We start from the raw sequence: 1,601 nt of genomic DNA, 5'->3' as shown, positions 1-1,601 counted from the left end.
TGTTGGTAAATAATTTCAAATATCGCGAATACGTTATATAGTATTTATTAATATGTAAATGAGCTTCAAAGAGAAACGCTATACACGATTATGTGTATGGCTTTTTTCTTGCCCTTTGGCAAGAAGATTATTATGTTAGAGCAACACGGAATACGAAATTACTAATAGTTTGGCAGGCTTTAGCTTGCCAATGCTTCATAAGTTGATGGTGCTGGGTTTGAAGGTTTGTATTTTAGTTTGAATTGGACTAGTATTCTAGCGCGTAAATTAAAGAAATTAGCATATCCGAAACCTGTACGCTTAATTAATTTAATCTTATTATTAATACCTTCGGTAGGTCCATTTGAGACGGTATAAGTTAATGAATTATGGATATATGGTAAAAACTTCTGTAAAGTTCTGATAGTTCTTCTAGCCCGTCGAGGCAAGGTTATTTTCCTTGTGCTCTTCAAGATTTCATCAAATAGCTCAATATTATGCGTAGAAATTGCGTATTTAAGCTCATTCATTAGAGTATATGTTACTAATAGATCTGGCGAAATATTCAATAGGAAATCGACGATGCGCTGTTCCGAAATTTCTTCACCAAATTGGCGAACATAATATGTATCAGTGAAATTTAAGTCTTCAGCATTTTTTAGCAACAACTTCCATTGTTTTTTAAGTTTTCTGTAGTCAGATGGTCGGCTATTTTTCACGATATTCATTGCTTTAATACGAACAGAATTAATTGTCTCATTTAGTAACTTCACGATATGGAATCTATCAATTACAATCTTAGCATTAGGAAAGCTAGTACGTATTACTTCAAGATAGGGTGTATACAAATCGATAGAAACAGTTTTCACACTACTTCTAGCAGCCCAAGTAAAAGAAGCGAAGTAATCGATTAGAGAAGCTTGTTTTCGATCAACAATAATATCAATCAACCTTCTATTATGGGTGTCCACAAGGACAGCACTCATCGCATTGGCTACTCGATTAGTAGATTTAAACTCATCTATACCAAGGTTACTAGGCAAATAGTTTCCTTTTGGTGATAGTCCTTTACCAGCTTTCAGTAGAATCCTAGCAACTGTTGGAGATGACACATGATATCGTTTAGCGATTAATCGCATGGATTGTGTTTCAACTAATTCTGAACTTATCTGATTTTTTATTGAGTTTGAGATACAGCAGTATTTCTGTACTAACGGTGTTTCAGCAATAAAGGTTTGCGCGCAATGTTTACAATAAAATCGTTGCTTCTTCAGTTTTAGCAATATCGGATTTGAAACTGAATTAGGTAATCGTATAATAGTAGATTTGAACCCATGTTTAATTAGATCATGGCTGCCTGTATTCTTTACACCACATTGGGTACAAGCCTTAGGCTTGTAGGTTAAGACGCCTTCAACGACTATATAATTCACATCTTGATACTTTTCAATGGGAAGCAAAGTCATTCCCTCTGGTACATCAATTTGAATATTATTGTCGAGAATTCCGCAAAGTTGTTTTATAATAGTTATATGGGACATGAATTTTCCTTCTTTCAGTATTCGTCGTGGTTTACTTGAAATAAGGATATCATGTCCTTTTTTTGCGTACACAAAAATAGT

At 34.1% G+C, this 1,601-nt stretch carries 1 protein-coding gene; it reads right to left on the bottom strand.

All coding sequences use genetic code 11. From position 1 onward, the window contains the following. Positions 1-179 precede the first annotated feature (179 nt). Positions 180-1,601 (bottom strand): ISL3 family transposase (locus EF384_RS09470; protein WP_233570090.1); only part of this gene is annotated, 1,422 nt, incomplete at its 5' end.

Origin of the sequence: Aerococcus agrisoli (assembly GCF_003797145.1) — a bacterium.
In the GTDB taxonomy this organism is placed as follows: Bacteria; Bacillota; Bacilli; order Lactobacillales; family Aerococcaceae; genus Aerococcus; species Aerococcus agrisoli.
This window is presented reverse-complemented; position numbering and strand designations above follow the sequence as displayed.